General features: G+C 63.9%; 27 protein-coding genes. 16 read left to right on the top strand and 11 right to left on the bottom strand.

The features are described 5' to 3' along the window. The first annotated feature begins 3 nt into the window (after positions 1-3). The 4 genes from FHW94_RS01405 to FHW94_RS01390 all read left to right on the top strand — a co-directional run bounded on the left by FHW94_RS01405 (position 4) and on the right by FHW94_RS01390 (position 5399). Positions 4-1848, top strand: coding sequence for a C13 family peptidase (locus FHW94_RS01405; protein WP_168554015.1), 1845 nt, complete (start codon positions 4-6; stop codon positions 1846-1848). 129 nt (positions 1849-1977) lie between these two features. Further along, positions 1978-2739 carry a hypothetical protein gene (locus tag FHW94_RS01400; protein WP_168554014.1) on the top strand — a complete coding sequence of 254 codons (762 nt, stop codon included), beginning with the start codon at positions 1978-1980 and terminating at the stop codon, positions 2737-2739. A gap of 422 nt (positions 2740-3161) precedes the next feature. Further along, on the top strand, positions 3162-4052 hold the full coding sequence (locus FHW94_RS01395) for a S1/P1 nuclease (protein ID WP_168554013.1): 891 nt from the start codon (positions 3162-3164) through the stop codon (positions 4050-4052). A gap of 243 nt (positions 4053-4295) precedes the next feature. Further along, positions 4296-5399: an HNH endonuclease gene (locus FHW94_RS01390; RefSeq protein ID WP_168554012.1), complete on the top strand. Its 1104-nt coding sequence runs from the start codon at positions 4296-4298 to the stop codon at positions 5397-5399. A 121-nt stretch (positions 5400-5520) separates the two neighbouring features. Here FHW94_RS01390 and FHW94_RS01385 read toward each other — a convergent pair whose 3' ends face one another. Both FHW94_RS01385 and FHW94_RS01380 read right to left on the bottom strand, forming a co-directional pair. Next, a complete protein-coding gene (locus tag FHW94_RS01385; protein ID WP_168554011.1) occupies positions 5521-6279 on the bottom strand; it encodes a hypothetical protein in 759 nt (252 codons plus the stop codon). A gap of 3 nt (positions 6280-6282) precedes the next feature. Continuing rightward, entirely contained in the window at positions 6283-6654 is a 372-nt protein-coding gene (locus FHW94_RS01380; RefSeq protein WP_168554010.1) for a hypothetical protein, read from the bottom strand. Between the two features lie 557 nt (positions 6655-7211). On the opposite strand from FHW94_RS01380, the gene FHW94_RS01375 reads away from it, so the two are divergent. Continuing rightward, positions 7212-8270: a ParA family protein gene (locus tag FHW94_RS01375; RefSeq protein ID WP_210425433.1), complete on the top strand. Its 1059-nt coding sequence runs from the start codon at positions 7212-7214 to the stop codon at positions 8268-8270. Then, positions 8267-8737, top strand: coding sequence for a hypothetical protein (locus tag FHW94_RS01370; RefSeq protein WP_210425432.1), 471 nt, complete (start codon positions 8267-8269; stop codon positions 8735-8737). Before FHW94_RS01375 ends, FHW94_RS01370 begins: the two co-directional genes overlap by 4 nt. Before the next feature lie 227 nt (positions 8738-8964). Here the strand turns inward: FHW94_RS01370 and FHW94_RS01365 are convergent, their stop codons facing one another. Beyond that, positions 8965-9726, bottom strand: a complete 762-nt coding sequence (locus FHW94_RS01365) for a DNA adenine methylase (protein ID WP_246865956.1) — start codon at positions 9724-9726, stop codon at positions 8965-8967. On the opposite strand from FHW94_RS01365, the gene FHW94_RS01360 reads away from it, so the two are divergent. The 3 genes from FHW94_RS01360 to FHW94_RS01350 are packed head-to-tail and all read left to right on the top strand — an operon-like array spanning position 9682 to position 11223. Beyond that, positions 9682-9981, top strand: coding sequence for a phage tail protein (locus FHW94_RS01360; protein WP_168554009.1), 300 nt, complete (start codon positions 9682-9684; stop codon positions 9979-9981). The genes FHW94_RS01365 and FHW94_RS01360 overlap by 45 nt on opposite strands. Before the next feature lie 5 nt (positions 9982-9986). Beyond that, positions 9987-10454: a phage virion morphogenesis protein gene (locus FHW94_RS01355; protein WP_168554008.1), complete on the top strand. Its 468-nt coding sequence runs from the start codon at positions 9987-9989 to the stop codon at positions 10452-10454. A gap of 58 nt (positions 10455-10512) precedes the next feature. Then, entirely contained in the window at positions 10513-11223 is a 711-nt protein-coding gene (locus tag FHW94_RS01350) for a hypothetical protein (protein WP_168554007.1), read from the top strand. Positions 11224-11337: 114 nt separating this feature from the next. On the opposite strand, the gene FHW94_RS01345 is transcribed toward FHW94_RS01350, so the two are convergent. The 8 genes from FHW94_RS01345 to FHW94_RS01310 all read right to left on the bottom strand — a co-directional run bounded on the left by FHW94_RS01345 (position 11338) and on the right by FHW94_RS01310 (position 18800). Further along, positions 11338-11838, bottom strand: coding sequence for a hypothetical protein (locus tag FHW94_RS01345; protein ID WP_168554006.1), 501 nt, complete (start codon positions 11836-11838; stop codon positions 11338-11340). After that, entirely contained in the window at positions 11835-12554 is a 720-nt protein-coding gene (locus FHW94_RS01340; RefSeq protein WP_168554005.1) for a hypothetical protein, read from the bottom strand. Before FHW94_RS01340 ends, FHW94_RS01345 begins: the two co-directional genes overlap by 4 nt. A 101-nt stretch (positions 12555-12655) precedes the next feature. Further along, the gene (locus tag FHW94_RS01335; RefSeq protein WP_168554004.1) at positions 12656-13489 is read right to left on the bottom strand and encodes a hypothetical protein; all 834 of its coding nucleotides are present in this window, start codon (positions 13487-13489) and stop codon (positions 12656-12658) included. Beyond that, the gene (locus FHW94_RS01330) at positions 13486-15096 is read right to left on the bottom strand and encodes a hypothetical protein (protein ID WP_168554003.1); all 1611 of its coding nucleotides are present in this window, start codon (positions 15094-15096) and stop codon (positions 13486-13488) included. Before FHW94_RS01330 ends, FHW94_RS01335 begins: the two co-directional genes overlap by 4 nt. Positions 15097-15099: 3 nt before the next feature. Beyond that, positions 15100-15591, bottom strand: a complete 492-nt coding sequence (locus FHW94_RS01325) for a hypothetical protein (protein ID WP_168554002.1) — start codon at positions 15589-15591, stop codon at positions 15100-15102. A 2-nt stretch (positions 15592-15593) separates the two neighbouring features. Further along, positions 15594-17084, bottom strand: coding sequence for a hypothetical protein (locus FHW94_RS01320; RefSeq protein ID WP_168554001.1), 1491 nt, complete (start codon positions 17082-17084; stop codon positions 15594-15596). Then, on the bottom strand, positions 17081-17737 hold the full coding sequence (locus FHW94_RS01315) for a phage tail protein I (RefSeq protein WP_168554000.1): 657 nt from the start codon (positions 17735-17737) through the stop codon (positions 17081-17083). Before FHW94_RS01315 ends, FHW94_RS01320 begins: the two co-directional genes overlap by 4 nt. Beyond that, on the bottom strand, positions 17727-18800 hold the full coding sequence (locus FHW94_RS01310) for a baseplate J/gp47 family protein (protein ID WP_246865839.1): 1074 nt from the start codon (positions 18798-18800) through the stop codon (positions 17727-17729). Before FHW94_RS01310 ends, FHW94_RS01315 begins: the two co-directional genes overlap by 11 nt. Between FHW94_RS01310 and FHW94_RS01305 the strand changes: the two genes are divergently transcribed. From FHW94_RS01305 to FHW94_RS01275, 7 genes are all read left to right on the top strand, one after another. Further along, positions 18799-19311 (top strand): phage baseplate assembly protein V, encoded by a 513-nt coding sequence (locus FHW94_RS01305; protein WP_168553999.1) that lies wholly within the window; start codon positions 18799-18801, stop codon positions 19309-19311. The genes FHW94_RS01310 and FHW94_RS01305 overlap by 2 nt on opposite strands. Then, the gene (locus FHW94_RS01300; protein WP_168553998.1) at positions 19308-19673 is read left to right on the top strand and encodes a GPW/gp25 family protein; all 366 of its coding nucleotides are present in this window, start codon (positions 19308-19310) and stop codon (positions 19671-19673) included. Before FHW94_RS01305 ends, FHW94_RS01300 begins: the two co-directional genes overlap by 4 nt. 13 nt (positions 19674-19686) lie before the next feature. After that, positions 19687-20796 (top strand): phage tail sheath subtilisin-like domain-containing protein, encoded by a 1110-nt coding sequence (locus tag FHW94_RS01295; RefSeq protein ID WP_168553997.1) that lies wholly within the window; start codon positions 19687-19689, stop codon positions 20794-20796. A gap of 12 nt (positions 20797-20808) precedes the next feature. Then, the gene (locus tag FHW94_RS01290) at positions 20809-21318 is read left to right on the top strand and encodes a phage major tail tube protein (RefSeq protein WP_168553996.1); all 510 of its coding nucleotides are present in this window, start codon (positions 20809-20811) and stop codon (positions 21316-21318) included. Between the two features lie 112 nt (positions 21319-21430). Continuing rightward, positions 21431-21769, top strand: a complete 339-nt coding sequence (locus FHW94_RS01285; protein ID WP_168553995.1) for a phage tail assembly protein — start codon at positions 21431-21433, stop codon at positions 21767-21769. A 14-nt stretch (positions 21770-21783) separates the two neighbouring features. Then, positions 21784-21909 (top strand): GpE family phage tail protein, encoded by a 126-nt coding sequence (locus FHW94_RS01280; RefSeq protein ID WP_168553994.1) that lies wholly within the window; start codon positions 21784-21786, stop codon positions 21907-21909. A gap of 4 nt (positions 21910-21913) precedes the next feature. After that, positions 21914-24157 carry a phage tail tape measure protein gene (locus FHW94_RS01275; protein WP_168553993.1) on the top strand — a complete coding sequence of 748 codons (2244 nt, stop codon included), beginning with the start codon at positions 21914-21916 and terminating at the stop codon, positions 24155-24157. Positions 24158-24167 lie beyond the last annotated feature (10 nt).

Below are 24167 nucleotides of genomic sequence, written 5' to 3'. Positions count from 1 at the left end.
CACATGGCCGGCACAATCACATTCACACCGCAGTTGCGCGATTCGCTGGCCTTGCAGCGCATCCGGTTCTTTCGCCAGGTGCTGTCACGCCGTGCGCTGCTGACGGACACGGTGGTGTTGGGCCTTATCTGGCTTATCACGTTCTTCACGTGCCGCGATGACGGCCTGGGCCCTGCGGCGCGGGCTGCGTCGCTGGCCGCGATCGGCATGGTCGTTGTCATATTGACAGTGCTGCCCTTGTGCTTTGCGATTTCGCGCAACCAGATCCGGCGCGTCTTTACAGAGCGGCGACCCTGGCAGGGTCCACAGGACATCAACTGGACCGACCAGGGCATCAGCGTGCGCACCGACATGGTCCACGCGCAATCGCCCTGGTCCCACTATGCCGGGTGGCGCGATACCCGCCATGGGATCGTGCTCATCGCCACCAACGTGGACACCGCGTTGCTGCCGGCACGCGCCTTTGCCCAAGGCCAGCGCGAAGATCTGATTGCCACCCTGCATGCGGCTGGCATTCCGCGCGACGGCAGCAGCACTGCAACGCGGCTGGCCCAGGCGGCACCATGGCAGCCGCATTCCTGGCGTCGACGCGAGACACTGGTCCCGCTGATGTGGCTGGCTCTGGCCGTGGTCGTGTCTGCGCGATGCGTGATATTTCCGTCGCCCGGCGGCCTGTTTTACGCCATCGCTGCCACCGGTGCCCCGGTGCTTGCCGCGATGCTGGGCGGCCTGTTGCTGGGGCGGCGCACCGATACCTTGCGGTTGGCGCTCGCCTTCCTCGGCGCGGCCATCGTCGCGGAAATCGGCACGATAGTGGCGGCATTGCAGGGCAACACCGAGAACCCGGGATTGTGGCTGGTTGGCATGATCGTTACCGGGCTGGCACTGTGGATATGGGGCGATCACGTGGGTCGGCCAGCCTGGCGGCGTCTTGCCGCCATCGCGGTGGGCCTGGGCACGCTGGCCTGCGTCGCCTTGATGCCACAAGCGCAGTCGAGCACCTATTACCTGTCTCGCGCGCTGCAACCCTATCTGACCGGCGGCGCGCCGGATGAGGGCGATGACCATGCCACGCCAACGCCCTTGGCCGATGTTATGTGGGGCATGCAGCCCGCTCTGCTGACCAAGGCCATTGCAGGGCTGCAGCCTTCGCCACAAGGCGCCGCGCCGCGCGTAAGGGCCGTGGCGATCGCCGCCGATGGGACCCAGGATCAATTCCTGAACGAGGCGAACCGCGCACTTGGCGTGATGGGCCAGCGCTATGGCAAGGCGCTCGGCGGCGCCATTCTGCTATCCAACAACGCCCAGATGCTGGAGAGTCAGCCACTGGCCACCCGCGCCAACTTCGTCGCCTCAGTGCAGGCCGTGGCAGCACACAGCGACCCGGCGCGCGATTGGACGTTCGTGTACCTCGTCTCGCATGGCGGGCGCGACGCCGCGTTGCTGACCCAGACGAGCGAATATGACGATCTCACTCCGATCGATGCGAACGCAGTCAACCAAGCCCTGAGCCAGGCCGGCATCCGCCGCCGCGTGATCGTGATTTCGGCCTGCTACGCCGGCAGCTGGATCAAGGCGCTCGCCAATCCCGACACGATCGTCATCGCCGCGGCCCGACACGACCGCACGTCGTTCGGCTGCGGGCCCGGCAACGATCTTACCTATTTTGGCGAGGCTTTCCTCAACGGCCCCTTCGCGCAAGGTGCCTCGCTGCAGCAAAGCTTCGAGGCGGCCCGTAAAGCCATCGCCAGGCGCGAAGCTGGCGACCAAGTCACGCCGTCGGTGCCGCAGGTATTCGTCGGGGCCCATATGCAGGGCCTATGGATGGAAAAACCGCCACGCGATTGAATGCAACCGTGGTGAGCCCTGCTGCCAGCATTTTTTGCATTTCTGTCAATGCCTTGGCGCGTCTAACCAAAATTTCGGACCCACGGATTTCTGCGGGTTTGCGGGCCCAATGTCTAACCGGTTTGCGGCATGACGACGGCCTCCATCGGCGATCTCGTCGGCTGGCGGGTGAAGGCCCTGCAAGAGGGCAAGCGATTCGAACGCACCCCGCGCAAGCACAGCTACGACGAGCATGATCCGCGCGCGCAGATCTTTCGCCCGGTCTGCGGCGGTCGCACGGCCGAGGCGCTGCGATGGCGCGACAAGCTCCTGCAGGTGGCGCGCGAATACAACACGCTCCACAAGAAGAAGGGCGAGCGCGAGGGGCCGCTGGGCAGCAATGGGCTTTGGGTGCTCGAGGTGCTGCTCGGCTTTGTCGATTTCACCACCGGCCGCTGCGATCCGGCGATCGACACGATCTGCGCGAAGGCCCGCCTGGCCCGCGCAACGGTGGTGAGAGCGATCGAGGCGCTCAAGGCGCACGGCTTCATCGACAAGGTCCGGCGCACGCGGCGCACAGGCCGTTCGGCTTGCGAGGGACCGCAGAGAGAACAAATAACGAACGCATATGCGTTTGCCACCAAGTTGGCTGCGACGGTGCAGCAGCGCTTTGCCCAACTGGTCGGCGGCCGGAAGCGCGCCGAGGCGATCCAGGCGCGCAAGAAGGCCGAGGCGGCCGAGCGCCAGGCGCTGCTTGCCAAGCCGCTCTCAGGCCTGGGCAGCGCTCTGCACCCAGACGATCCCAAGCTCGCCCGCGTCCTCGACGCCTTGGGGGCGCACTTCGACGCCAAGCCTTCCTGTGCCCCAAGTGCGAGTTCAGCGGCTGGGGAGTACCCCGCCTCAGGTATCTAAAGGGAAAAGGAATCGCTTCGCGATACGCAGTTTGATGGCGCGGACAGGCCCAATCGACAGCGATCGAACGCACCGGCGTGCCTTGTGGCACCGTCGAACGGAGCGGCTTGCGCCGCTCCGGGGCTCGGCAGGGGCGCCAGGAGCAAAAGCCGCGCCAGACTGCTGACGAAGCGCTTTCTGACAGGTCGCGGCAGGTGCGTCGAAGTGCGTTTGCGCGCACATCGCAATGTGATCGGCCGACAGGCCGGAAAATGCCCGGTTTGCGGCCCTTCCCGCGTTGCACGCGATCTCAGCCGAATGCGTCAAAACCACACCAGAAGCGTGGAGGCGGGGCGTGGGGGCAAGTGCGGCGCGCGGGGTCTGACGCGCAACTTGCCGCAAGGCCCTAGGCGGCCCGGCCGGGGCTGTGGCAGGGCGGCGCCATGCGCATCCCCCTGCTCGCCTCGTGCCTTGCCGCCCTCGCCCTGTCCCCCGCCCCGGCGCTTGCCTGGGGCAGCGAGGGGCACCAGGTCGTGGCCCTAATCGCCCGCCAGTACCTCAAGCCCGAGGCGCGGCGCCGCGTCGATGCGATCCTCGCCACCGACCAGGACACGCTGACCGCCTCGGACATGGCCGCGCGCGCCACCTGGGCCGATGCCTGGCGCCGCGAGCACAAGGACACCGAGAACTGGCACTTCGCCGACATCGAGCTGGACGACGGCGACCTTGCCAAGGCGTGCCCCGAAAGCCCGCCCAGCGACGCGCCGGCCAGCGCCGGCCGGGCCACCGAGTGCATCGTGACCAAGCTCGAGCAGTTCACCCGCGAACTGGCCGCGCCGGCCACCAGCCCGCAGGAGCGCCTGCTGGCGCTCAAGTTCGTGCTGCATTTCGTGGGCGATCTGCACCAGCCCCTGCATGCATCGGACAACCACGACCGGGGCGGCAATTGCGTGGCCCTGGCCCTGGGCGGCCCGCGCACGGTCAACCTTCATGGCTATTGGGACACCGTGATCGTCCGCGAGATCGATCCCGACGCGAAAGTCCTGGCCAAGCAGCTGGGCAAGCGGATCACGCGGCAGGAGAAGGCGGCCTGGTCGGCCGGCACACCGGAAGATTGGGCGCGCGAGTCGTTCGGCCTCGCCAAGCAGGGTGTCTACACGGTTCAGTCCCAGCCCGGTTGCGACGACACGCGCGCGCCGATCGCGCTACCGGCCGGCTATGACGCCCAGGCGCGCCGCGTTGCGGCGAAGCAGTTGGCCAAGGCTGGCTGGCGCCTGGCCCAGGTGCTCAACAGGACTCTCGCACCAGCCGCGGACACGGGCTCAAAGGGGTAGGCATTCATCGTCGTTCCACATGGCATCCATTTTCGGGACATACCCAACGTTCGGGAAAACTGGACGAACGGCCCCTTCGCCCGAAATCCGACAGTCAGCCCTGGGCTAAATTGCAAGTTTGCTGACCGGTGTAGGATGCGCATCGACATGCATGCGAGCGATTGACAAAGCACTGCGCATTTCACCCGCCACGCAGCGATAACCCGTTGACACTATCATCGCTTTTCATTGAAGTCCTGATCGATGGTTACGATCCGCAACAACGATGGAAAAGCGTTCGACGCCCGTGTCGAAATCGAGGGTAATGCTGTCATACTGCACAGCCGCAGTGGCACGTCGCGCAATCGCGACTACCGTCCTACGCTCGAAATGATACTGGCCCGGCTAGCTGACAACGGAGTAAAGCCGGATATCTATCTTGATAGCAATCGAGTCGAACATCTTCCTCTTTTGCAGCGCCGCATCTTGCAAGGAGCCCAGTTGACGGGAACCGTATCTGAACAGTTCTCTCAGCTTATTCGTGCTATGAACGCTGGAAGAGCCAGCAACGGCGCTTGGAGCAAAGTTAGGTTAATCGCAGATTCAAAATCTGAGAGCGAATTACGGGCCATTTTAGCCGACTCATTTAACGGTGCCTCAACCAGCCCCGGTGAGGAGCGCCTTCCCAGCGTTCTACAGCGCCGGGTGAGACCGGCCGACATTAAGGCCGCCGTCGCCGACATTCTCGCTGGCCACGTCATGTCGAACTTCGGCCCGTCGACCGACTACGATCTTCTCACTGAGCAGGGCGACCTGCTCGCTCCCAAGCATGTGTTTGGCCGCGCGCTAGAGATCGCCGGTATTGTTGCCAAAGCACGGCCGGTCCATTTTAGCGCCGGTTGGTCGCAGCCATGCTTCCCTATGCTCGAGGAAGCGGGCTACACAATCATCACCAAGAGCGCTTCCGCTGCCGAGGCCCAACGGCGCAAGCGTCGGGTAGCCCGTTCAGAGGCCGAGACTGACAAGGCAGTTGCATCGGTTCCAGTCGAACCAGAGGAACGCCGATGGATCGAAGGCAACCCGCGAATGGCCACCCACCTGCGAATCGAGCGCACCCGCAGCCCGAAAGCAGCGATCTCAAAGCGCGCCGCAATCCGCGCTGCTAACGAGGGCCACCTCGTCTGCGAACACTGCTCCACCGACTGGTATGCCGTTTACCCCCACGGCATCGCCGAAGCGATCTTTGACATCCACCACACCGTACCACTCAAAGACATGGGCGAAGACCACGAGACGCGGATTGAGGAACTGCTTTGCCTCTGCGCCAATTGCCATCGCGCCGAACACCGCCGAATGGCTCTAGGCTGAGTCGAATAAGCGCTGACGGCTAGGTCAGGCCAATCGCCAAATGCGGTGTGTTGGGACACAACCGCCGTTGCCGGCTATTCGCTTGGCTGACGGCTTTCAGCATAAGCCGTCAGCCTCACTGTCATTCATCATCCAGATTGATCTTGCGCGTACCTTTTCTCGAAGTTTCTGCGGCAGGACTGTCAGCGGGAATAGCTTCACCACCACCGTAAAACTTCTGAGTGCCGGTAGCACTTAGGATGACGCTTGAGCCTGTCGCTCCATATCCCTGAGTCTCGGAGGAAGGCTGAAGCACAGAATTTAACTTTTTATTAGAATCGGCCAGAATTCGGCCTGCCGCTTGGACCATAATAGGGGGTACGGGATCAACATCATGGACCACTTTATTCCGTACATCCAAAGCCATACTTATTTCGCGCGCGAGTTCGGACGGGATGACCGCACAGCGTTCAAGCGCCGATAGGATCGAACGGGGGGAGCGAGAGTTGAACTCCACCCCCTTTTCTTGAAGCACGCGGCGGCCTGCTGCCTCGAACTTAGCCCACTCTCTGACGAGGTCATAGTCTCGCTCGGCAACACGCAGCGTCTCTGCTCTAAGCGCCTCTAGCTTCCTGCGATTAAGTAGAAGCAGCCACGACATTGCGGCCACTAGAACTCCCGCCCCGGCTGTCATGACAGACATCCGCTGTTCGAGTGTTAGATCGATTTTGAGTAAGCTGAAGCCAAAATAACCTATCGCGCCAATGGTCATCATCCCCCCGAGCACCATGTAGGCATGAAGCAAAAGCTCAACCTGCGGTGCACTTCTGTTACGGATGGCGGATTCCTTCATTATTACCTCGATCTCTCGCGATCGTTCTTCAAGCAAAGGGTCAGCCATCGACTATTCCTTAATCGCAGAAGCGATGATGGTCCCAATAGCGACCGTCATCAAGCCGACAAAAACAGCCATGTAGATGCCGTTCTGTAACTTCACATCATCATACATGAAGCCAACCACCATCGAGACAACGCCCGACGTGACACGAAGGACCTTGACATACCAAGGTAACTTTTTCGTTCCTATAGCGTGCCGCTGGATCACTGCCGCATTCTGAACCATTGGCGCAGTGACTTCGGCCAGCCCACCATTCGTATTATGCGCTGATTCGAGCCGATTGGCTTCGTCGATGACACGCTTGATGAATTCTTCACCGGCTTTTTTGACGCTTTGTTTGGCTGGGTCACTGAACCCAACCAAGTCAGCGTCTTCCACTCTTATTTCGATCGGCATCTATCCCCCGCTGCCAAGCCGCATGATTGGTCGTCCTATTATTTCGCACAGAAATCGCTTCGACCGCAACTCTCCCTTCGGCCGCGAAGATTTGAACGGCTTCGGACTGGTTGCTGCGCAGGCGGTAGAGATTGCTCATCGCCGAAGTGTCTGCCGCCCGCCACGCAGAGTCAAATCGCGGACTGGCTTTGCACATATGTTCCCATCATTGCCATGGAAGGAATCGACCTCGACATTATGACGGACGCGATCCTCGAGGCCCCATGCCGGGCGCGCGTCGGCATTACGGCCTCTTCCCCACCCTGCGCGGGGACGCTGCGCGCGAGCTCGCCGGCGGGAGCGGATTAGCTCCCCTTTATTGATACGGCTCTCGAGGTAACTTAGCATTTCCGCGCGAGCGTGGCCTACACGTGCCAACAGCTATGCATAGATTACGATCGTGTAGGCTGAGAAAATCGCGCTTTTGGATAAAAGCGCCCCTTGAAACGCGATTGTGAGCATTGTACACAGAATCTGTGACCAACGTTCACGGGGGAAGTGTGACTAAGGACAGCGGCGAAGAACTGGTAGGGATCAACGAGATTGCGCAAATGGCGGGCGTGTCCAGGCAGGCCGTCTCCAACTGGCGGGTGCGTGCGTCAGATTTTCCTAGAGCCGTTGCTGAATTGGCCTCTGGTCCGATCTTCCTTCAAGCCAACATCCGCGCCTGGCTGCGCCGAAACAAACGAAGTGGAATGCCGATGACCCACGTAATCTCGACTATCAATCTGAAGGGCGGCGTGGGCAAGACGACCACCACGGTCGCTCTCGCCGAGACGTTCTCCGCCTTGATGGGTAAGCGCGTCCTCGTTATTGACCTCGACCCGCAGACCAACGCGACGCTGATGCTCATCGGGGAAGAACGCTGGTTTGACCTCAACACAAAGGGACACACCCTAGCCCGCCTGTTTCAGGACGCGATGGACCCCGACAACCGGAAGTTCGACATCAACGCCACGCTGCAGAAGGGCGTGTCGGATGTCCGGGCTGCTACAACCATCGACCTGCTGCCTTCTAGCCTCGACCTGATCGACGTGCAGGATAAGTTGGCTTCCGCCCCAGCTGGCAAGTTTTTCTCGGCAAACCCGATCGAACTCCTCAATCGCGCGGTGAAATCGCGCATCGACGAGTACGACCTAGTGATCATCGACTGTCCGCCGAACCTCGGAATCATCACGCTTAACGGCCTACGGATTTCCGACCACTACATCATCCCGACGATCCCAGACCATCTGTCGACCTACGGCATCCCCCAGATCGTCGGCCGCGTCGCCGGCTTCTCGGAAGCGATTGGAGAGGAGATTGAGCCGCTCGGCATCGTCGCGACAAAGTTCCAGGCGAATTCCACGGTGCACAACAACGTCCTCAAGCAACTCAAGAACGACAAGAACCTGCCGGTGGTGATGAATACCGTGATTCGACAGGGCAACGCCGTGGCCGCCGCAGCGGAGTTTCAGGCGCATTCCCGCACGATCAAGCAGAAATATCCGGGTGACCTCGGCGATGACTTCTACAGCTTGGCGCAGGAAATCTGGTCCGACTTGGAGGATGGGCTGTGACGATCAAGAAGAAACTGACCGCGCTCTTGCGCGAAGTGATCGCAGAGGCGGAGGCCAATCCAGCTTTCCAAGAACGCTTGGCGCAGGTGCTCGGCCTTGACGAAAAGTTGCTTAAAGCTCCCATCGAGCGAAAGCGGCATTCAAAGCCGACCGAGCACAAGCGGCCGAGCAACAGACGGACCCCTGCTGTTCTCGATCCGGTGCAGCTCGCCCGCGACGGCGAGCCCGCGCTGCGCGAAGCGCTTGCGAAGCTCGACATTGAGCAACTGCGCGATGTGGTCGCAGACTACGGTATGGATCCGGGCAAGCTCGTGATGAAGTGGCGTGACGCTGACCGAATCGCCGACCGCATCGTCGAGGTCGCGCGCGGGCGCGCGCAGAAAGGCAGCGCCTTTATGCCCACCGCTGAAGTGGCGGAAGTCAAGACAGATGAATCCAATCCGCCTTCGGATGCGGTCAAAGAGTAAAAATGTCCGCCTCTGAGGGTACGAAACATTTGTTTGGGCGGCGACATTGGGCGTGCCGCCGACCGGCAGCCGTTCAACACGCGAAGGTCCGGTTTCCGTGTCACCGGATGTTCAAGCGGCTGCACCGGAACGACGTGAGTTGGTCGCGATCTGCCACTGTCCTTTACAGATCTCAACAGCTTTTCCGTGCCGCATCCGAAGCGACCTAGTGACCATCAGTGCCGGTTCTATCGCCCGGCACTGATGGTCAAATTCACCCCCTGATAATCACCTCGCCCACCACCTTGCTCTGCGCCATGCCGCCCCACGGTGTATCTCACCGGCACGGCCTCGATCGTGAAGCCGGCGAAGATGCGGCGCACGTCGGGGTGGTCGTTGAGGGAGAGGAGGAAGCCGCCTTTGAGGCCGCGCAGTTGGTCGGCCATGGCGGTGAACTGGTCGCGGTCGAACAGGTCGCGACCATAGTCCGTTTCGCAGCCATAGTAAGGCGGGTCGAGGTAGAACAGCGTGCCCGGCCGATCATAGCGGGTAAGGAAGTCGGACCAGGGCAGGCGCTCGATCACCACGCCCGAAAGCCGTTCGTGCGCGGCTTCGATCAGGGGGCCGACTTTGGCGACGTCGAACCGTGCTCCGCCATCAAGTTTCACGCCGAAGTTGCGGCCAGCCACTTTCCCGCCGAACGCCAGGCGCTGTAGGTAAAGAAACCGCGCCGCGCGTTCCAGGTCGGTCAGCGTGGTCGGATCCTGGCGACGCAGGCGTTCGAAGCCAGACCGACTCGTGATCTGCCAGCGCAGCATGTCCATGAAGGCGACGTAGTGGCGCTGGATCACGCGGAAGAAGGTGGCAACGTCCTCGCTCCAGTCGTTGATCACTTCGCACTTGGGGCGCTGGTCGCGGCGGAAGAACACGCCGCCCATGCCCACAAATGGCTCTGCATAGACGGTATGCGGGGTGGCGTTGATCCGCTCGACCAGGCGCTTGGCCAGCAGCAGCCTAACCTGCTCACCAGCGGCGCCGAGGGCATCCCGTTCGAAGTCGACATACTCGATGTCGGCACGGTCGATGTGCAGATCACGCTGTCACTCACGGAAGCGGTCACCGCCACAGCAGGTGAGGCAGGCCGCTGGAACTTGGCGACCGTTGCCGAAGCGATGCCGATGATCCCCGATATCAGCCAGATCGGCCCCGGCCTCACCTCGATCTGGGCCGATGGCCAGCAGGTCGCGCCCCGCCCTCTGGATTGACAACAATGGCGGATGCCGGCCTAGATCACCTGGCGCCCTGGCTCGAGGGCTACCTCCAGCGCCTCAAGCCGGCCGAGCGCCGCAAGCTCACGCGCAAGCTCGCCAAGGCCCTGCGCGACCGCAACGCCAAGCGCATCCGCGACAATATGCAGCCCGACGGCACGCCGATGGAGCCGCGCAAGAGCCAGCGCGACAGGCGCGGCCGCCTGCGAAAGCGCAAGGCCCGCATGTTCCCCAAGGCCGCGCTGGCGCGCAACCTGCGCGGTGTCGCCCGCACCGATGAAGTGGTGGTCAGCTTCCGTCCCCTGATCCAGCGCACAGCCGAAGTGCACCACTTCGGCGAGGAAGCCCCGGTCGATCCCCGCATCCGCAATTCCATTCGCGTGCGTTACGCCGCGCGACGGCTGCTGGGCTTAAGCGAGGAAGATATGAGCGCGATTGAAGACGAAACCTTGGAATTATTAGATCGCTAGAAAGCCTATCGAATTTTCCGAGGAAACCCGAGCGCACGTCCTGTTAAGCTGCCCTCAAATGTCAGAACATTTGGAACAGCTGTCAACGGCAGCTGCATGGAATTTCTTATCGAGAGAACCCGCACAACAAAGAATATCGAGCTATTCCGGCGTAGGTAAAAATCTATTAAAGTTCAGAGTCGAATCGACTGAAACGACTTACCCAGGGGTGGAGATGACAGATTCCAGTGGTCGCCCGCGTTCGACGCGCACAGCGATTCTTGCACTAGGCGTAACAACTATAGGCGTCACCATTGCGGGAATCACCCTGCACTCCAAAGATGATCCTAAGCCCTATCCAAGCACAGTTAGCAATTTTAACAGTCCTAGCGCATTTTCTGGGAATAATCAGGCGCCATCTGTTGTGGCCGGTCATGACATAAACATTGGGCGTGACTTGAATATATTGCCTCAAGAGAAACTCCCAGATCAAAGCTTGATCATTACCCGGACTTTGAGTGAATCGAAAAATGATGTAGATTCTTTAGCTGAGGCTCCTGCCATTTCAGAATATTGCCCTGGATCGATTTCCTCGCTAGAAAACTCGACCGGTTCGGATATCCCTCTCACGATTGGTGAATATGAGTCTGATGCCGGAAATTTTGACATTGGAACAGTGCCGGCCCGAGGAAAGATTAGATACAAAATGCCTGAATATCAAGGCAGTTTTGTCATATACAATACGGAAGATAATAACGCTTACTTCTTTTTTAACATAAAAAAGTGCTGAGCCAATTTTGTTCTGACAGATTTTTTTAATAATATTTCGATGATTTCAGGAATATTTCAAACTACCACAGCAGTAGAACGCCGGTTCTACTATGGGCAAACGGCCATTTTAAAGCTATTGCGCCTCCATTCCGAGCGCCCAGTCCCGCAGGCTCATCGCATAGGCGGTCACTTCGCTGCAGGCTTGCAGGTCCTGTTCGGATACCACGACACCAGCGGCGGGCACTGGCGTGCGAAGGCCGGTACCGTCACCCGGGGCGGCGGCAAGGGCCGTGCCGCCTCCACCTTGAGCGGCTTTGGGCTGCACGCGGTGAGCGGCAGCATAGGCAGCGCCAGCAGCGCGAGCTTGGGCAAGTTCGGTTTCATGGGTCTGGTCCTGTTGCGCGGCTTTCATGCGATAGACCGCTTCCTGGTGGTGGATTGCCTCGGCCGCGAAGCGGGTCGCTTCGGCCTGGGCGGCAACATAGCCGGCGCGATCGGCGGCCCGCCCGGCGGCTTCGGTGCGCGCCGCACCGCGATAGTGGACGGCCGCCGCCGTCATCGCGGCCAAGGCCAGCGCACCGACCACAGCCAGCGCCGCCGCCCAGCGGGCCAGGATTGCGCGCAGGCCGCTCATGCGGCACCTGCCAGCACGGCCAGGCTGCGCGCGCGGCGGGCGGCGACTTCGTCCACGCCGATCAGCCCGCCATTGACGCGCTTGCGCAACCCCCGGAAGTCACCCCGGTCGCAATAGGCATTGGCGCCGACGCGATCCCAGTAATCGCAGCATGCCCGCACCATGGCCACAGGATCGCCGCCGTGGATCTGCGCAGCGGTCACGCCCAGGCGCACGAACAGGGCATCGTATTCCGCCTTGCCGGTGTGCTGGATCAGACCACCGCCGCGCGTATCCCAGCCATCGTTGGTGCCGGCCCGGTTGCCCATGCGGTCGTAATAGACCTTGTTGGCCAGGGCCACGTCTTCCCGATCGGGATCGGAAGCATCCCAGGCATAGGGCAGCGCCTGGGCCAGGGTCTTGAAACGCGACGGCCAGATCTCGAGCAGCCGCCGCGCGGAATAGCGCAGGTTCTCCTCGAACCGCGTGAAGCCCCCGGTCTCGTTGCCGGTCTGCGCCAGCCATTCGGCCAGGCGCGCGGGGCTGTTGACGATGCCATAGCGCGGGAGTTCGGCCGCAGCGGCACGCCCCAGCGCGCGCAGCATGGCGTCGGGCTGGCGCTGCGCCTGATGCGCCAGCAGCGCGGTGCAGGTCGATGGCCCCCAGGCGCCATCAAGCGGACCAGGGGCATAGTCGGCCTGGGCCAGCGCGGCCTGGGTTTTGCGAACGTCGATCATGGCAGGCACCTCGCGGAAAGGAGAGTGCCCGCCATGCCACTGCGCGCGCGCGATTGAATCGGCGGCGCGTTGTGCCGTCGCTGCCTACAAACCCAGGACGATCATCCGAACCGCGCGAAGTTCTTGGCGAAATCGGCCGCGTTCATGGCCGCGATGCTCTTGGCGCCGGCAATCGTAGGATCCTGCAACCAGATGCGCCCGATCGAGAACGCGGCGGTTTCATAGGTGCTGGCCTGGTAATAGGCGCCGATTGCCGGGACGGCGGCGCCGGCCTGGTTGAGCGCTCCCGACCAAGCCTGCGGGGGGCTGGTATACTTGATCGCATTGTCGACCCAGAACCGCGCTTGCCAGGTGTTTGCGGTGATCACTTCGAACTCGATGGCGAAGTGATGCTCCAGGCCATCGGTGGGCATGAACGCCGTGATGTCGAACAGCTGCAGGTTGAATCCGAGAAACGCCCTGGTCATCGTCCCGGTCGTCTTGTCGTACTGAAAATAGAACTGATACTGCGAGTTCCCGCCCGAGCGACAGCCCAGGATCAATGCGTTCTGCGTGCCCGCCGCCCCGGTGGGATAGCCAGAGGTTGCCACCTTGCCCAGAAAGCCGATGGCAAAATGGCTGGCGCCGGCCGGCATTTTCCACGCGGCGGGAAGCGCGACATTCGCGCTGGCGTGGCCCATGGGAAAAGCGATCTGGTTGCCAGCCCATGCCTTGGCGAGCGAGCCGTTCACTGCAGCCGCACCGCCCTTCACGAAGTTGGCAAAGCTGGTTCCGCCAACCACGGGCGAAACCCTTGCAGCGTAGCCCCACTTGTACCCGAAATCGAACAGGCCGATCGTGCCTTCGTCGATGATCTTGTCGCGCTGCAGGATCTTGTAGGCAGGGTTGTTGGTGTGGAGGTCGGCATATTGCCGGGCGTTGACGGCGGTGTTCACAGGTTCCAGCCTTTCGCGACGGTTGCGTTGTAGAGGGTGTCCGACTGGACGGTGTTCCCGGCGGCATTGGTGTGCAGGAAATCGACGGTGGTGCCGTCGCTGTCCTTGATGCGCAGGGACGTGGGGGTGTAGCCGGCGGCGATATCGGCGAGATCCTGCGCACTGCCGTTGCCGGCATTCTGCAGGGGGCCGTTGAAGTCGATCCAGTTCTTGGGCCAGCGCGACTTGATCATGGCATTGGTGCGGTCGACCACCTGGCGGTTGCTGGTGCCGATGCCGTCCTCGTTGGAATAGAGGCACAGCGGCACGAAGAAGCGCTTCGACAGCGGCATCTGCGCGGCGACGATCAACTCGAGGTTCTCGATGATGCTCTCGGCCTCGTAGTACGAATTGCGCGCCGCCCAGGCGATCAACAGCCCGTCCCACTGATAGGGGACGATGGTGCCGGAACCGATGCCCGCACCGGTGGGATAGAAGCGAGTGCCAGGTGCAACGGCCACTGCGGCGCCGGCCGTGCTGCGGGTGAAGGTGAAGATACCCGTGTTCTGGTCCCACGACAGCTTGCCCGCGACGTTGGCCAAAGTTCCGGCAATAACCAGGTTCGGCAGGCCGGCGGTGATCGGGCTTTCGCTGATCGCGGTCAGCGCGACGCTGCCGGTTGCGGGAATCTGGTCGCCGGTAAGCGACACATAAACCGGCCTGGCGCCATAGCGTGCGGCGGCTTGGCGCGCGGTCTGGCCGTTGACGCCGAAGCCGACGGCGGGCCACCCCAGGCGTTGGCCCAGCTTGTACCAATAGGAATTGGCCGCAATGCCCGCGACGTAGGTGAGGCTGTCGCCCACGGCAACGATGCGGCGATAGGGCACCAGCGGTCTTTCCGGGCCGAGCCCCGCCAGATCGCGCGCGAAAAGCCCGCCAGGCGGTCCATTGGCGCGGGTGGAGCGGTAGACGGCAAAGCCATCGGGGCGGATCGCCAGCGCCGTGTGATCCGATCCGGCCGGCGCCAGCTTGACCAGCGCGCCATCGGTGCGGGCAAGCGAATAGGTGGCGGTGTTCACCCCGTCGGACAGGTCGATCAGGTCGTAAAGCGTGGCGGGATCGACCGGCGGCGGTGTGGCTGTGCCCGGCAATTCGGTGGCGGACAGAATGCGAAAATCGGCATCGACTTCGACATCGAGATAGCCGCAAGCCTCATATTCGACCGCGTCGAGATAGACCACGACCTGGCCGCCGTAGTTGTATTGCGTGGGCGCGGCGACGCGCACGCCCTCGATGTAGATCGCGCCGGTATCATCGACGCCCGCGATGATGCGGAAGTCGGCATCGACCAGCACATCGAGCCAGCCACAAGCCTCGAACTCGACGGGATTGAGCAGACCGAGCCGGGCATCGACCGCTGCGCTGGCCACCGCCGCGCTTGCCGCTGCCGCCGCAGCCTGGTCGGCCGCCTGGCTGCGCAGCAATTGCATCGCCGCCAGCGCGGGCGCGGAAGCGGCCATCACCACTTGATCGAGCGGCGCGCGCTTGGCTGCGCCGTCCTTGAGGATGACGGCGGTTTCTGTGCCGCTGGGCTCCGCGACCAAAGGCAGGTCGGAAATCTTGGCCATGGATCAGCCCTCCACCCACAAGCGCTCGGCCGTGGCGTCAAAGTCGGTGAGGTTGACCGCCGGCATCTGCGCGATCAGCGCGGCGATGCGGTTGGACGCGGCGCGGATGGCGTCGATCGCCGCGCGGCGGGCGAGCGCTTCGGCCAGGCCGGCGGGAGGCGCGGCGCCGGTGGCGGCGGCAAGCGCGGCCTGGGCAATCAGGGCGTTGTCGTTGGTCTGGCGCTCGATCGTGGCCACGGCCTTGATGCGGCGCGCGGCTTCGAGGTTGACGGCGGCGCTTGCCTGGGTGCGCAGCTGCTCAAGGCTGGGCGGCACCACGGGTGCGAGTACCGGGCGGCCCTTGTCGTTCGCCACGATCTGGCGGCCCTGGGCCTGTGCCTCCATCAGGTGCCGGTGGCGCAGGCGGGAGACGCGCACGGCATCGTCGGGCAACTGCTGGTGGTTGGCGGCGTGGAAGAAGCCGCCACGTGCGGCGCTGTAGTAGATGTGGGACATCGTCACACCCCCAGGAAAAACGCGTTGAAGCCGTCGAGGCGCATGTCCTGGCCGTCGTCGGACTGGGTCTGGATCGTGCAGGACGAGAGGCCAGGATCGCCCACGAACTGGAGCCAGAGATCGCGCGAGATCGAGAAGGCGGTGTTCCACCCGGCGAGCGCGATCGGCGCCACGAACGTGGTGAAGCTGTCGGGATAGGCGACGGTGATAACCCGCTCGGTGTTGATCAGCTGACGCACCTGCACCCACATCAGCTTGAGGCCGCCGGGGAAGGTCCACAGGCCGTTGGGCGTGAGGCTCTTGGGCAGACCGGCCAGGCCCGCCGGGGTCACGGCCTTGCCCGCTTCGGTGCCGGCCAGGATCTCGGCCGCGCTGGCCGCTGCCAGGGCGATGGTGGGATTGCCCGAGAGCGCGCCGCCGCCGGTGAGCAACCCGCCCGCCGAGACGGTGGCCGCGCCATTGGCCTTGGCCGCCAGGGTAGCGAGGATCGTGGCCAAGCTGGCCGGGGTGAGCACCTTGTTGCCGATTGCGCCATCGGCCGCCTCGGCCGCACTTGCCGCCGCCAGTGCCAGGGTGAGATCGCCCGCCAGCGTGCCGCCACCGGTCAGCAGGCCTCCACTGGTCTGGACCTTGCGCCCCGTAGGCACCGCGCCGACGTCGCCCGGATTGAGCACCACGGCGCCGACCTTGCCATTGACCGAGCCGACCGGGGATGGCGTGGTGATCTCCAGCCAGTTGGCCAGCGTGCTGGGCGGCAGGGCCTGCAGCACATAGACCAGGCCGTCCGCCCGCACCGCAAAGTCGCCCACCGTCGCATCGGCCTTGGCCAGCATCGCGGCCTGGTCGGCCACCGGCCACACGTCGATCAGGTCGATGGCGGGGCGCTGCTCCACCGCCAGCTTGCCATCTTCGCCCAGCGTCGCCACCCCGCCGGCCACGCCCAGCTGCGCGGCGTTGACATAGCCGGCCAGCACCTGGGCCATCGTGGCGGGCGTGATCATCTTGTCGGCCACCAGGCCGCCCAGCGCTTCGGCAATGGTCGCCAGCTGGGCGACGCCCGCAACCTCTTCGGTGGCGGGTGGGTTCAAGAACGTGGTGTCGCCGAACGTGATCGCGGCCACGTCGGCAGCGGCAAGCGTCCAGTCGATGGCCAGATAGAACGTGGCCGCCGCCGCTTTCTCCAGGATCGGATCGGCCTGGCCGTATACCGCAAACAGGGTATCGTCCTCGAGGTAGAGGCCAAAGCCGCGCACCGCATAGGCATCGGTGCCGCTGTCGCGCAGCGTCAGGTGCACGGTATCGGGCGCCACGGCCAGGCCCGAGACGGTGGCGATACGCTTGAGCTCGCCCGGCAACGCTTCGAGCGTGGGCGCGGCGATGAAGGTGGCGGCGGTCAGCCCGGCCGCCGCGATGCGCACGGTGCGCGTGCCGCCCGCCGGATCGACCATGGCCGCGCGGCCCGCGTCGGTGATTTGCAGGACAAGCGCGGTCATTCTGCGGCACTCCCATCGAGAAATTGTCCGGTGTCGTCGGTCAGCGGCTCGCCGATCTCGTCGGTGATCAGCGCGGCCCAGTCGGTGCCGCTGGTGTCTGGCCCGGCGGCCACGCGGCGATAGAGCGCAGCGTGGGCGGCCCCGGTGGCGGCGGTGGCGCCGGCCAGGGCCAGATCGATCACCACGTCGAAGTGGCTGCGCGCGGGCGAAACGCGCACAACATCGGCAATGATCTGCGCCGTGGTGGCGGCTGAAACCCGCGCGCCGCCGGCCACGCCATCGGCGCCGATCGCGGGCAAGTGCACGGTAAAGGTGTGCGGCACGCCGCGCGGGGCAGTCTGGTGCCATTCCACCAACGTCAACAGGCTGTCGATCTCGCCTAGCGCGGCCTTCACCGCGGTAACGCTGCCCTTGCGGCGCTGGTCGGCAATGGCGCGGGCGGTAACCGCACGCTTTTCGGCCTCAGACCATTCGGCATCCCACTTGTCGACCGACAGCGACCAGGCCAGCCACGGCAACACGGCGATGGGGCACGTCGCCGGATCCCACAGTTGCTCGATCGGCAGGTCGATGTCGTCGATGCGCAAGCCCAGGCGCGCCAGGGCCACCTCCAGCGGCGTGGAATTGGGCGGGAGCAGGCTGTCACTCGACACGGCCGGCGATCCTCACGGCAGTGCCCACGCAATTGGCGCATTGCAGCTTGCCCACCGCCACATCGGCCGCCGGCTTGTTGACCAGGGCATTCTGCACCCCCGCCACCACCGCAGCAGCATAGAGCCCGGCGCGCGTGATCGAGCGGCCCAGCTTGCGCGAGGCGGCCTTGTAGGCTTCCACCCCGGCCTGCGCGGCGGCGAGCACCACCGTCTCGTCCGGGCCGCTGAACAGCGTCAGATCGATATCGATCTCGTATTCGACAATCTCGGCCGAGCGCACCTGGGGTAGATCGGTGACGGGCCGCACGTCCTCGTCTTCGGCAATGGCCAGTTCCACTGCCTCGATCTCGTCGTCGCTGGCCGATCCGTCGCCTTGGGCAGAGAGCAGCGCGACAACCACCGTGCCCGGCCAGGTCGCGCCATCGAGCGCGGCGGTCATTGCCGCCACCAGCCCGGCATCGGCGCCATGGTCGGCCAGCACCCCCAGCACCAGCGCACGGATGTCGTCGGGCTTGGGGCTGGTCACGCTGGCATCGGCCACAGTGCCGGCGGCGGAGAGCGCATAATAGCGATAGGCACTGGCCGGCCCGGCCACGCTGAACGCCTCGGGCGCCAGCTGGATACGCGCCTTGTAGGCATCGTCCTGCTCGCCGGTCAGGCGCTCGACATTGAGCAGCGCGCCCAGCTGGTCGAGATTGCTGCCGGTGGCATAGGCCAGCATCACCTGGCGCGCGCGTTCGTTGAACGTCTGCCGGATCAGCATCTCGCGATAGCTGAACACCTCGAGCACTTTGACCGCAGGATCGCTCAACACGGTCGCGTCGAAGATAGGCAAATCCTCGACCAGCTTCGCCACGGCAGCGGCACGGATGTCCTCGTAGGACATCTGCTCGACCACGGTGGGCGCGGGCAATTGCGATAGATCGATTGCGGTGGTGCTGTCGGCCATGTCCCTGGGCTTGGCGCCGGCCCGGCCTTCCTGCCACCCGCGCGCGTTGTGAAACCGGGCCTTACAATCGGCCCCCATGGCTCCCGGCCGCGCGGCGTGGCTGATGCAATCCATGCGAACGCCCGAAAGCACCCTGACCGATCCCGACGAACTGATCCGCTTCGGCCGCGTGGTCTCGGTCGATCAAGCCGCTGGCAAATGCGTGGTGGAGATCGACGAAGATTTGCGCACCGGCCCGATCCGCTGGGCCGCGCCGCGCATGGGCGACACCCGTGTGTGGTGCCCGCCCACCGTGGGCGAGCAAGTCCTGGTGCTGTGCCCGGCCGGCGAGATCGGCGCGGCCGTCGCGATCGGCGGGATCACCTGCAACGCTTTCCCCGTGCCGGCCAACGGCATGGCCGACCTGATCCGCTTCAAGGATGGCGCCGTGCTGTCCTACGATCCCGACAGCCACACCTTGGCGTTCAGCCTGCCCGATGGCGGCAAACTGATGCTGGCCGGTGATTTCGAAGTGACCGGCACAATCACCGCCAGCGACGATGTGAAAGCCGCCGGCATCAGCCTCAAGTCCCACAAGCATGGCCAGGTGCAAGCCGGCGCCGCACAGAGCGGGGAACCGCTATGACCAGCCTCACCGGCATGAACCGCGCAACAGGCGCGCCGCTCGCGGGCGACGATCACCTGGCGCAGTCGTGCGAGGATATCGTGTCCACCCCGCTCGGCACCCGCACGATGCGCCGCGACTATGGCTGCATCCTGGCCGATCTGGTCGACCGGCCGATCAACCGCGCCACCACGCTGCTCGCCTCGATGGGTATCGCCCTGGCCCTGGCCAAGTGGGAGCCGCGCATCGTCGTGCGCCAGGTGACGATCTCGGGCGAGCTCGCCACCGGCCAGGCCGTGGCCGAAATCACCGGCACCAAGGCCGGCGCCGTGGCCAACAGCCTCACCCGCCTGACCATCCCCCTCACCCGTCTCGTCGCCTGATCAGGAGCCAGCCATGCACGGCATCAAGACCAATTTTCTCACCCAGGGCAGTCGCGCGATTGCTTCCCAGTCCACCGCCGTGATCGGCATTGTCGGCACCGCGCCCGACGCGCCCGCCGATACCTTCCCGCTCGATGGCCGGGTGCTGATCACCGATGTGCGCAAGGCCCTGGCGACGATCGGCGCCACCGGCACCCTGCCCCAGGCGCTTTCTGCCATCGCCGACGTCTCCAGCCCGGTGATCGTCCTGGTGCGCGTCGGCGTGGGCGTCGATGCCCAGGCGCAAGACGCGCTGACCATGGCCGGCATCGATCGGCTGATCACGGCCGAGGCCGAACTGCAGGTGCGCCCGCGCATCCTCGGCGCCCCGGCGCTCGATAGCGAGGCAGTCACCGCCCACTTTGCAGGCGTGGCCAGGAAGCTGCGCGGCTTCCTCTATTTCGCAGGCGAAGGCGAGACGGTGGCCGAGGCGCTGACCTATCGCGCCAACTTCGGCGAGCGCGAGATGATGATGATCTGGCCCAACTGGTCGAGCGCCTTTGCCGGCGATGCCGTGGCCCGCGCCATGGGCCTGCGCGCGCAGATCGATGCCGACACGGGCTGGCACAAGACCATCTCCAACGTCACCGTCACCGGGGTGACCGGGATATCGCAGGATGTCAGCTTTGCCCTCAACAGCACGGAAACCGATGCCGCCCTGCTCAATGCGGCGGGCATTACCACGCTGGTGCGCTTCGGCGGCGGCTATTGCTACTGGGGCAACCGCACTTGTTCGGACGAGCCGCTCTACGCCTTCGAAAGCGTGGTGCGCACCTCGCAGGTGATCGCCGACGAGATCGAGCAGGGCCTCGCCTGGGCGGCCGATAAGCCGATGACCGTCATGCTGGTCAAGGACACGATCGACACGATCAACGCCAGGCTGCGCAGCTACGTCACCGCCGGACGACTGATCGGCGGCAAGGCCTGGTACGATCCCGCCCTCAACGAAGCGGCCAACCTCGCCAATGGCCAGGCGGTGATCGATTACGACTTCACCGGCGTCGCCCCGCTCGAGGGCCTCAGCCTCAACCAGCGCGTGACCGACCAGTATTACGCCGACTTCGCCAGCCAGCTGGCCGCCTAAAGGAGCATTACCATGGGTTTCCCCTTCAAGCTGAAGCAGATGGACATGCTGCTCGATGGCGTGGGTCACCTCGCCGAAACCGAGGAAGTCACCATTCCCAAGCTGGTGATCAAGACCGAGGACTGGCGCGGCGGCGGCATGATCGGCCCGGTGCCGATCGACATGGGCCTCGACAAGCTCGAGTTCGAGTTTTCCATGGGCGGCCTGATCCAGGCAGCGCTGGCCCAGTTCGGCGCCACCTCGCTCGCCGCCAGCCTGGTGCGCTTCGTCGGTGCCTATCAGGATGATCTGACCGGCGCGGTCAAGACCGCCGAAGTGGTGTGCCTGGGCCGCTATACCGAAATCGACTTCGGCAATGCCAAGCCCGGCGACAACAGCACCCACAAGTACAAGGTGGCGTGCAGCTATTACCGCCTGATCGTCGATGGCGTCGACTGGATCGAGATCGACCTGATCAACATGATTTTCATCGTCATGGGCGTCGATCGCTACGCCGAGATCCGCGCCGCGCTCGGCCGCTGATCTCCTCTCCAGATCCGGGCGGCCCTCTCGCGCCCGGTCCCCCTGCCGGCAGTAAGGCGGTCCTGCCGGCAGGGGACACCACCAGACCGCACATCCCCAAGGATCGCCCGCTATGACCGATACCACCACCACGCCTGCCCCGGCACCCGCCAGCACGTCTGTTGTCGTCACCCTCGCCCAGCCCCTCATGCGCGAAGGCGGCCCGATCACCAGCCTTACCATCCGCAAGCCCAAGGGCGGTGACATGCGCGGCACCAAGCTGACGGAAATCGTCAATGGCGATGTCACCGCAGTCGCGATCGTGATCCCGCGCATCACCACGCCCGCGATTGCCGCGCACGAATACTTCTCTCTGGAAGCGGACGATCTTGCCGAAGTGGTCGGCGTGGTGGTCGGTTTTTTTATGAGCTCAGCGCAAAAGGCGTTGATCCAGGAAATGATGGGGCACTGACGGTCGAGACGCTGATGGCGGATATCGCGGCGGTGTTTCACTGGCCGCTCTCGGAGCTTTCCCAAATGGACCTTGCCGACCTGCTCGCGTGGCGCACACGCGCCGTGGCGGTGTGGAACCGCATGAACAAACCGGAGTAACCCCGTGGCCAACAACCGCCTGTCGCTGATCGTGTCCTTCATGGGCCAGGACAAGCTGTCCGGCGCCCTCAAGAACCTGATCGGCCTGGGCAAGAGCGGCGACCAGGCCCTGAAAGGCATGACACGCGAAGCGGGCCGCCTGCGCGGCGCGATGAAGGACGTAGAGCGCGAAATCGCGAATGCGTCCGGCAACGTCACTCCGCTCATCAATCGCCAGCGGGAATTGAGCGACGAACTCGAACGGGTGAATGGCCAGATCGAGCGCCAGCGGCGCTTGAATGCTGCGGGCGCGCAGGCAAACGCCATGCGTGCCCAGGGAGAAGCCTACAAAGGCGCAGGCGTGTCCAGCATCATCGGCGGCGTGGCCATGGCCGCGCCGCTCGTCGTCGCGACGAAACAGGCGATGGATTTTGAATCGGCCATGGCCGATGTCCGCAAGGTGGTCGATTTTCCTACGCCGCAAGCGTTCGATCGGATGGGGCGCGATGTCCTCAACCTCAGCACCCGTATCCCGATGGCATCGGAAGGCATTGCCGCCATCGTTGCCGCCGCCGGACGCGCCAACATCCCGCGCCAGGAATTGCTCCGTTTTGCCGAAGATGCGGCAAAGATGGGCGTGGCGTTCGACATGACCGGCGACGATGCCGGCGCCATGATGGCCAAGTGGCGGACGGCGTTCAACCTCTCACAGTCGGGTGTTGTCGCGCTGTCCAACCAGATCAATGCCCTAACCAACGCCTATGGCGGCAATGCCGGCGCAGTGTCGAACATCGTCACGCGCATCGGTTCACTGGGCAAGGTGGCTGGTGTCTCTACCAGCCAACTGGCCGCTATGGGCCAGTTGCTCAACAGCGTGGGCGTGGAAGAGGAAATCGCCGCCACCGGCATCAAGAACATGATGCTCGCCATGTCGGCCGGCGCGTCGGCAACCAAAAGCCAGAAGTCAGCCTTCGCCTCGCTCGGCCTCGATGCGTCGAAAGTCTCGCAGCGTATGCAGACCGATTCTGCCGGCGCCATCAACGATGTCCTGGCCCGCGTGGCCAAGATGCCCAAGGCGGCCCAGGCCGGTATCCTCACCAGCCTGTTCGGTTCGGAATCGGTCGGCGCCATCGCACCAATGCTGACCAACCTCGAAAAACTGAAGGCCAATCTCAACCTGGTTGGCGATAGCGCGCAATATGCCGGTTCCATGAACAAGGAATATCTGGCGCGCATCGCCACCACTGAAGGCGCGACCGGGCTCGCGGCGAACGCGCTGAAGGCCCTGAATATCGAAATGGGCAAGCATCTCCTGCCTGCTCTGACCGAAGGATCGGGCAGCCTGGTGGGAATGGCCAACTCGCTGCGCGATTTCGCTGCGGCACACCCCGAGCTGGTGTCGTTCATGATCAAAGCCGCTGTGGGCCTCACTGCGATGCGCGTGGGCTTCGGCGTCGTCCAATATGCCGCCGGCACCGTGCTGGGCCCCTTGGCCAAAGGGTGGGAAATCTACTCCAAGTTCAAAGAGGCCGGTTCGATCGCTGCGGCATTCCCCAGGGTTGCCAGCGCATTCGGCATGCTGCGCAACGCCGCGATATTCCTGGGCCAAGGCTTCATGCGCGCGGGCGCCATGATGCTCGCCAATCCGATGATCTTGCTGATCGTCGCGATTGGCGTGGCCATCGGTGTCGTGGCGTACCTGGTCTATACCAACTGGGACAAGATCAAGGCCGCGTTTTCGGCGGGCTGGCAGTGGGTTAAAGACACCATGTCCGGCGCTGGCGAATGGCTCAAGAACATCGGCGGCATGATGATGCAGGGCCTCCTGGCGATGATCGACCCATTCGGCCTGCGCAACCGTCTGCTCGAAGTGGCCCGTAACGGCATCAAGGCGTTCAAGGATTTCTTCGGGATCAAGAGCCCCTCTCGCCTGATGATGCAAATGGGCGGACACCTGACCGCAGGGCTCGGGCACGGCATCGATGGCGGTGCACGCCACCCCTTGCGCGCCATGGGCAAGATGGCTGCGGGCGTGGCCAGCGCAGGCGCATTGTCCCTCGCCGGGCCTAGTCTCGCTGCACCATCTGCAGGGCCAGGCTTTGCCCCGCGTTCCGCGCAAACCCTGGGCGGCGGGGTAAAGATCGACCAGATCGTCATCCATCAACAGCCCGGCGAAAACACGGACATGCTGGTGGATCGCCTGATCCGCGAGATCGAGCGGCGCAGCGGCGGTGGCGGCCACGGTGGCAGCTTCGGCGACGACTTCTAAGCGAGACCTG

It is taken from the genome of Novosphingobium sp. SG720 (assembly GCF_012275365.1).
In the GTDB taxonomy this organism is placed as follows: Bacteria; Pseudomonadota; Alphaproteobacteria; order Sphingomonadales; family Sphingomonadaceae; genus Novosphingobium; species Novosphingobium rhizosphaerae.
This window is presented reverse-complemented; position numbering and strand designations above follow the sequence as displayed.

What these genes read in the sequence shown, in the direction of transcription:
- FHW94_RS01405 (WP_168554015.1), top strand. Translation starts at nt 4, where the DNA reads ATGGCCGGCACAATCACATTCACACCGCAGTTGCGCGATTCGCTGGCC.
- FHW94_RS01400 (WP_168554014.1), top strand. Translation starts at nt 1,978, where the DNA reads ATGACGACGGCCTCCATCGGCGATCTCGTCGGCTGGCGGGTGAAGGCC.
- FHW94_RS01395 (WP_168554013.1), top strand. Translation starts at nt 3,162, where the DNA reads ATGCGCATCCCCCTGCTCGCCTCGTGCCTTGCCGCCCTCGCCCTGTCC.
- FHW94_RS01390 (WP_168554012.1), top strand. Translation starts at nt 4,296, where the DNA reads ATGGTTACGATCCGCAACAACGATGGAAAAGCGTTCGACGCCCGTGTC.
- FHW94_RS01385 (WP_168554011.1), bottom strand. Translation starts at nt 6,279, where the DNA reads ATGGCTGACCCTTTGCTTGAAGAACGATCGCGAGAGATCGAGGTAATA.
- FHW94_RS01360 (WP_168554009.1), top strand. Translation starts at nt 9,682, where the DNA reads ATGCGGGGTGGCGTTGATCCGCTCGACCAGGCGCTTGGCCAGCAGCAG.
- FHW94_RS01355 (WP_168554008.1), top strand. Translation starts at nt 9,987, where the DNA reads ATGGCGGATGCCGGCCTAGATCACCTGGCGCCCTGGCTCGAGGGCTAC.
- FHW94_RS01350 (WP_168554007.1), top strand. Translation starts at nt 10,513, where the DNA reads ATGTCAGAACATTTGGAACAGCTGTCAACGGCAGCTGCATGGAATTTC.
- FHW94_RS01345 (WP_168554006.1), bottom strand. Translation starts at nt 11,838, where the DNA reads ATGAGCGGCCTGCGCGCAATCCTGGCCCGCTGGGCGGCGGCGCTGGCT.
- FHW94_RS01340 (WP_168554005.1), bottom strand. Translation starts at nt 12,554, where the DNA reads ATGATCGACGTTCGCAAAACCCAGGCCGCGCTGGCCCAGGCCGACTAT.
- FHW94_RS01330 (WP_168554003.1), bottom strand. Translation starts at nt 15,096, where the DNA reads ATGGCCAAGATTTCCGACCTGCCTTTGGTCGCGGAGCCCAGCGGCACA.
- FHW94_RS01325 (WP_168554002.1), bottom strand. Translation starts at nt 15,591, where the DNA reads ATGTCCCACATCTACTACAGCGCCGCACGTGGCGGCTTCTTCCACGCC.
- FHW94_RS01320 (WP_168554001.1), bottom strand. Translation starts at nt 17,084, where the DNA reads ATGACCGCGCTTGTCCTGCAAATCACCGACGCGGGCCGCGCGGCCATG.
- FHW94_RS01305 (WP_168553999.1), top strand. Translation starts at nt 18,799, where the DNA reads ATGCGAACGCCCGAAAGCACCCTGACCGATCCCGACGAACTGATCCGC.
- FHW94_RS01310 (WP_246865839.1), bottom strand. Translation starts at nt 18,800, where the DNA reads ATGGATTGCATCAGCCACGCCGCGCGGCCGGGAGCCATGGGGGCCGAT.
- FHW94_RS01300 (WP_168553998.1), top strand. Translation starts at nt 19,308, where the DNA reads ATGACCAGCCTCACCGGCATGAACCGCGCAACAGGCGCGCCGCTCGCG.
- FHW94_RS01295 (WP_168553997.1), top strand. Translation starts at nt 19,687, where the DNA reads ATGCACGGCATCAAGACCAATTTTCTCACCCAGGGCAGTCGCGCGATT.
- FHW94_RS01290 (WP_168553996.1), top strand. Translation starts at nt 20,809, where the DNA reads ATGGGTTTCCCCTTCAAGCTGAAGCAGATGGACATGCTGCTCGATGGC.
- FHW94_RS01285 (WP_168553995.1), top strand. Translation starts at nt 21,431, where the DNA reads ATGACCGATACCACCACCACGCCTGCCCCGGCACCCGCCAGCACGTCT.
- FHW94_RS01280 (WP_168553994.1), top strand. Translation starts at nt 21,784, where the DNA reads ATGGCGGATATCGCGGCGGTGTTTCACTGGCCGCTCTCGGAGCTTTCC.